Annotated in this window: 9 protein-coding genes (1 of these 9 only partly in view); 7 read left to right on the forward strand and 2 right to left on the reverse strand. The window is 37.3% G+C overall.

Annotated elements, in window-relative coordinates; genetic code table 11:
• The 4 genes in view from AC1DDX_RS22405 to AC1DDX_RS22420 are tightly spaced (at most 53 nt apart) and all read left to right on the forward strand, a layout consistent with a single transcriptional unit that may run on beyond the window.
• Positions 1 to 23: the 3' portion of a 3-keto-disaccharide hydrolase gene (locus tag AC1DDX_RS22405; RefSeq protein ID WP_477622625.1), read on the forward strand. The gene continues 805 nt to the left of window position 1, outside the view; only the last 23 of its 828 coding nucleotides appear in the window; its start codon lies beyond the left edge, outside the window; its stop codon occupies positions 21 to 23.
• Between the two features lie 16 nt (positions 24 to 39).
• Positions 40 to 639, forward strand: a complete 600-nt coding sequence (locus AC1DDX_RS22410) for a Crp/Fnr family transcriptional regulator (protein WP_288879284.1) — start codon at positions 40 to 42, stop codon at positions 637 to 639.
• A 53-nt stretch (positions 640 to 692) separates the two neighbouring features.
• Positions 693 to 1,142: a DMT family transporter gene (locus AC1DDX_RS22415; RefSeq protein ID WP_172662846.1), complete on the forward strand. Its 450-nt coding sequence runs from the start codon at positions 693 to 695 to the stop codon at positions 1,140 to 1,142.
• A gap of 5 nt (positions 1,143 to 1,147) precedes the next feature.
• Entirely contained in the window at positions 1,148 to 1,888 is a 741-nt protein-coding gene (locus AC1DDX_RS22420; RefSeq protein WP_172662845.1) for a GNAT family N-acetyltransferase, read from the forward strand.
• Between the two features lie 15 nt (positions 1,889 to 1,903).
• Here the strand turns inward: AC1DDX_RS22420 and AC1DDX_RS22425 are convergent, their stop codons facing one another.
• Positions 1,904 to 2,257, reverse strand: a complete 354-nt coding sequence (locus AC1DDX_RS22425; RefSeq protein WP_246269700.1) for an META domain-containing protein — start codon at positions 2,255 to 2,257, stop codon at positions 1,904 to 1,906.
• A gap of 265 nt (positions 2,258 to 2,522) precedes the next feature.
• Between AC1DDX_RS22425 and AC1DDX_RS22430 the strand changes: the two genes are divergently transcribed.
• The 3 genes from AC1DDX_RS22430 (at position 2,523) to AC1DDX_RS22440 (ending at position 4,856) form a co-directional block, all read left to right on the forward strand.
• On the forward strand, positions 2,523 to 3,023 hold the full coding sequence (locus AC1DDX_RS22430; RefSeq protein ID WP_288879282.1) for a GNAT family N-acetyltransferase: 501 nt from the start codon (positions 2,523 to 2,525) through the stop codon (positions 3,021 to 3,023).
• A gap of 91 nt (positions 3,024 to 3,114) precedes the next feature.
• Positions 3,115 to 3,879, forward strand: a complete 765-nt coding sequence (locus tag AC1DDX_RS22435) for a DNA alkylation repair protein (RefSeq protein WP_288879281.1) — start codon at positions 3,115 to 3,117, stop codon at positions 3,877 to 3,879.
• A gap of 107 nt (positions 3,880 to 3,986) precedes the next feature.
• Positions 3,987 to 4,856 carry a DUF808 domain-containing protein gene (locus tag AC1DDX_RS22440; protein WP_172662841.1) on the forward strand — a complete coding sequence of 290 codons (870 nt, stop codon included), beginning with the start codon at positions 3,987 to 3,989 and terminating at the stop codon, positions 4,854 to 4,856.
• 17 nt (positions 4,857 to 4,873) lie between these two features.
• Here AC1DDX_RS22440 and AC1DDX_RS22445 read toward each other — a convergent pair.
• On the reverse strand, positions 4,874 to 5,452 hold a 579-nt coding region (locus AC1DDX_RS22445), incomplete at its 5' end, for a class I SAM-dependent methyltransferase (RefSeq protein ID WP_477622626.1).

The raw sequence follows: 5,452 nt of genomic DNA on the forward strand, positions 1-5,452 counted from the left end.
GAAATAACACGCACTATGGCTAAATTTTAAAACATAAAAGTGATTAACGAAGAACTATACCTATCAACATTTAAGACTATCATAGGGAATTACCATACAATTTCTGAAGAATCATTTTCATTACTCGTATCTCTGATCCGTATACAGACCATTAAAAAAAATGAATTCTTATTAAAAGAAGGACAGATATCCAAGTCATTATACTTTGTCTGTAAAGGAGCGCTTATCGCGTATTTTAGTGATGTGCAGGGAAATACCTATAATAAAAATATTTTCCTGGAGCGGCAATTTGCAGGTTCTACCGTTTCCGCATTGCTGAAAATTCCATCCCAATTTACGTTACAGGCAATAGAAGACAGTACAGTTATTACGATCAATCATGAAAAATACAAGGAACTTATCGACCAGCGGGACGATTTGAAAAATTTCTATATTGCTTATCTCGAAAAAAATTGGGTTATAGATAAAGAACAGCGAGAAATATCTATCGTAATGGAAACCGCCAGTATCCGCTACTTAAAAATGCTGGCAAAACATCCGGGTATCGACAAAAGGATTCCATTACAGCATATCGCTTCCCATTTAGGAATTACGGCAACGCAGCTAAGCAGAATCAGAAGGGAAATAAAAAATAAATAGACCAATCAACATATGTAAAGTGAAATTGAAAAACATCAATCTAACTTCGCTATATGAATCAACAATTAGTATCCATAGCCGCATTTTTGGGCGGTATCTTTTTAGCTATTCAGGCAGGGTTTAATGCACATCTGGGTGTTTTGCTTAAAAAACCGCTACTTGCTACTATAGCCACATCCTTCAGTAGTCTGCTTTTTGCCTCGGTTTTTGTTTTGTTGATTTCAAGCGAAATACCAAACACTAGCCTGATTAAAAAAGTTCCCTGGTATTTATGGTTTACAGGGGGACTTTTCAGTGTTGTCGGAATTAGCCTTTATTTTTATAGCATTCCTAAGCTAGGGCTTTCTAAAATGATCTCATTAGGATTATGCGGCCAACTTATTTTTTCGGCTATCGCCACACACTTTGGTTGGTTAAATTTGCCATTAGAACCAATAACCGTAAAAAAGATAATAGGAATTATGGCCATGATGGCTGGAATACTACTCATAAATTCAAAATAAGCACTATGAATGAACATGCCTTGCTAAACATCAAAAACTTAATTACGCTCTGGGAAAAAGCCAGTAGTCCGTTCAATGGATTTTTTACCGATGAACAACTTAGTTATGTCCGCATTCCAAATTCGGACTGGCCAAATCGTCTCTGGCTGAAGCAACAATTAGATGAATCAGCCTTAAAGGAAATTCTGGAAATTATCAACTCCTCTCCCATTAGTTTATCGTTTTCGTATTGGGATGATACAGAAAGCACCAGGTATAAACTAATTGAATATAGCGGATTTGAGCAAAAATCAGCACAAATTGGCATGTCCATGCACCTTGACCAAAAATTTAACCAAGAACAGCGGTTAACTTTTGAGCAGGTATATCAGCCTGAACAGGCAAAAACCTGGACAGATTTATATCCGGAATCTTTTAAGTATAATATTAATCCTGAAATACTAATCAAAACATGCAATCAAATAACCTATTATACCATTTATTTGGATAAAACACCAATAGGAACAGTCCTTACCATGCAGACCGAAAATGCAATTGGCATACACGGACTGGGAATTATTCCACAAATGAGGAAAAGAGGATTTGCTGAAGAAACGATGGCATACATCTTAAATAAAGCCATAGATAATCAGTTAACATATGCCTACTTGCAAGCTTCAGAATTAGGTAAAAATATCTATCTGAACATGGGGTTTACGGTAGATTTCACAATGAGAAATTACATTAAGCAATTTTCCGCAATCTGAATATAGATCTTTAAATTACTTAACGGCCTTAAAGCGAGCCAGGGGTGCCATTCTGGCTTTATTTAAAGATAAATCATCTCCGTTAATACTGTAATTATCAGCGGCAATCAAGGCTTTAGTTAAACCATTTTCAATCTCCATGTTTTCACAAGCCATCATAGTGGACATTCCCTGTGAAAATTTTATCCTTCCATTCTCTTGTAATTTAAACTCACCACCTATCCCATTACAGCCTCCAGAAGCAGAATAACGGCTGTCACTTTTTTGAAGCAAAAGAAATGGTTCTTTACCATTTATCTTATCTGCCACCGGTTTACCTGCAAGTTCAACTAACTTCCACTTACGATCTGTAATTTGACTGGTTTCCATAGTGTCTTTGCTTGTTTGTGGTACAGAAGTCTTTTTAAAAATATTACATGCAGCTAGACACAAAAGGCATAAAAAGAGGAACGAATATTGAGTAGGTTTCATACGACTTGGATTTTTGAATTGCAACAAATATACCTTAGCAAATGTTTATTTAAAAGAGAATTATTTTAAAACGCCTTTACAACGTCGAGCCCGTTCCAAAATCTGGTGAATAATCTTCATCAAAGCAAATGATAGGTTCTATATCTTTGTATAAAATTTATGTATGACTATTCTTTATCAAAGCCAAAATATCATTATTCGTGAGTTTGTACCTGAAGACAAGCAATTGTTCGTTCTGCTTTTTGAAGATGAAGAAGTTGCCCGGTACATTCCTCAACGCTCGACGGCACAATACCTGGAATTGTTTGACAGCACGATAGCAGATTACAGCAAAGGCCCGCTAGGCCGATGGGGAATATTTGATATCCATACCCTGGATTTTATAGGCATGTATCTTACAAGACATTTTGAATATGTGCCGGATCAGGTTGAGATTGGATATGTTTTGGCTAAAAAATATTGGGGGAAAGGTATAGCCAGCGAAGCGAGCAGCGCTTTAATTGACTACTGCTTTACACATACAGATACCAATCAGGTAGTTGCTGTAACCGATCTGGACAATATAGGTTCACAAAAGGTTCTTGAAAAAGCAGGCCTTAGACGGTTAAATAACCTCAAGAGAGATGAACAAGAGTTGGCTTATTTTATGATCGAACGCACATAGCAAATATGATTCTCTGTGATTACCGGGAAGTATCTTTCCAGGATGACAAAGCTAATTAACAAAAAAAATACCTGAAATTGATAAACATCAAATGATATCTACATCAAAATACTTATCCGAAATCATAAACAGGTTAATCGAAAAACAACCTTATGATAAAGTCTCCGGACATACAGATCTCAAAAGTTATATTGGAACCCAATATGAAGTCATCGGCCTTTCAGTACCTATGCAGCGGTCAATACTAAAAACGGGCTACACTTTCAGTACACTAACTCTTCAGGATCAGCTTCCCGTTTGGGATGCAATATGGAAAAATGCAGATGTTTACGAAGTGCTAAGCCAATGCATCTACTTTGTTGAAAGGAACTTGTTAAAACTCGATGCGAATGAACTCTGGGAGGTCGTACGCTTATGGGTAAAAAAGATTGACAACTGGGCGCATTCTGACGGACTATCCGATATCTATGCACATTTAATGGAAAAGATGCCGGAGAAGATATACGGCCAGTATAAGCTATGGAACAAATCCGAAAACCCTTGGGAGCGTAGGCAGTCATTGGTTGGGATGCTGCTATACAGTAAGAAGCGTAAAACCCTTCTCCCTGCGGCAAAATTGCTAGATATGGTGGGGCCATTAATTGCTGATAAAGATTACTTTGTTCAGAAAGGATTAGGATGGGCGCTTCGGGAGATTGGCAATATTTATCCTGAAGAGACAATGGCTTTTTTGAACAAACATTGTACAATTCTTCATTCAGTAGCTTTTACTACCGCTGTAGAGAAAATAGACGCTCAGATTAAAGAAATGCTGAAAGCCCGACGAAAAGAACAAAGACATAAACGTAAAATGTAATCCGGACTTTACTATGCATTGGGGTATGTGAAAAATATTATCATCTTTTTATTTTCAAAATCACGTTTTTAAAGATATTTTGCAACCTAATTATTAATGAGATCGATATGGCTTCAGGTTTTTTTGCGATTTTAGATGATATTGCTGCTTTAATGGATGATGTCTCTGTGGCAGCTAAAATAGCAACGAGAAAAACTGCAGGGATCCTTGGGGATGATTTAGCCGTGAATGCGGAAAAGGCAACGGGGTTTCTGGCTTCAAGAGAGATACCAGTGCTTTGGGCAATTACCAAGGGGTCCTTCGTTAACAAAATTATTATTGTTCCGATTGCATTATTGCTCAATGCATTTTTTCCTATAGCGATAAAGATTATTTTAATTTTAGGTGGTTTTTTCCTCGCTTATGAGGGCGTTGAAAAAATAATCGAATACTTTTTTCATCGCAAGAAGGCGGATCATGAAGTAATTACAGCGGTAAAACAAGATGGTATCGAAGCAGAAAAAGCAAAGGTCAAGTCTGCTGTGATGACTGATTTCATCCTGTCCATAGAAATTGTAATTATTGCACTGGGAAGTGTCTTGGAAAAAAGCCTCCCTATTCAGATTTTAACGGTTTCGGTAGTTGCATTACTGGCTACCGTAGGTGTTTATGGTATCGTTGCCATCATAGTTAGAATGGATGATGCTGGGCACAAATTGATCAAGCGTTCCAGTGACAAGGGCTTTGTTGCACTAATTGGTCATTTACTTGTTAAATCACTGCCTGTTATCATCAGAATTCTGGGCGTGGTAGGAACAATTGCATTGATCTTAGTTTCGGGCGGTATTTTCGTTCATAACATTGAATTTCTACACCATTTGCTGCCAAGTATTCCCTTGATCATTAAGGAGTTCGGGATTGGGGTTCTCGCCGGATTGATCGTCTTCGCAGTTGTAAAACTTTGCAAAGTAATTTTAAGTAGCCTAAAATCGCTTTAATAAGTCAGCGCATACACCTACAATTTCCCCATCAATATCAAATCAGTAATCATTAGACCATCCTTATCAGGAGAAGTAAAATGTTTTAAATTGATTATTTCAAAGTTATTTTCCTGGAAGGCTTGAGTTAAATAACGCTCATGATGATAATTTACCCATACCTTATCACCTGTACTTGATATTTGATATCGCGATTTATTAACATCATCCTCCTCCATCGTGCTCAAATAAAACACACCACCTGGATTTAATAATCCAGGAACACTAGCGATTAGCGCAATAGCTTCCTTACGCGTCAAATAAGGTAGGCAAAAGCCACACGTGATTCCATCAAATTTCTCTTCGATCGTATCAATCTCCCGGCAATCCATGAGCTCAAATTTAGCTGTCGGGTTATTAGCTTGGGCTAGTTCGAGCATTTTCGAGGACAAGTCAATTCCTAAGACTTTATAGTCAGGTCTCCTGTTTAGCAAGTATTTGGTGATATTTCCAGGGCCACAGGCAATGTCTAAAATGCTGGCATTATCGGCTGTTATATTATCACAAAAGATATTGAGTAAGTCACCATAGGAACTAACATCCATAAACTTATCCTG

It is taken from the genome of Pedobacter sp. 10L46_2 (assembly GCF_056395165.1).

What these genes read in the sequence shown, in the direction of transcription:
- AC1DDX_RS22435 (WP_288879281.1), top strand. Translation starts at nt 3,115, where the DNA reads ATGATATCTACATCAAAATACTTATCCGAAATCATAAACAGGTTAATC.
- AC1DDX_RS22420 (WP_172662845.1), top strand. Translation starts at nt 1,148, where the DNA reads ATGAATGAACATGCCTTGCTAAACATCAAAAACTTAATTACGCTCTGG.
- AC1DDX_RS22425 (WP_246269700.1), bottom strand. Translation starts at nt 2,257, where the DNA reads ATGGAAACCAGTCAAATTACAGATCGTAAGTGGAAGTTAGTTGAACTT.
- AC1DDX_RS22415 (WP_172662846.1), top strand. Translation starts at nt 693, where the DNA reads ATGAATCAACAATTAGTATCCATAGCCGCATTTTTGGGCGGTATCTTT.
- AC1DDX_RS22440 (WP_172662841.1), top strand. Translation starts at nt 3,987, where the DNA reads ATGGCTTCAGGTTTTTTTGCGATTTTAGATGATATTGCTGCTTTAATG.
- AC1DDX_RS22430 (WP_288879282.1), top strand. Translation starts at nt 2,523, where the DNA reads ATGACTATTCTTTATCAAAGCCAAAATATCATTATTCGTGAGTTTGTA.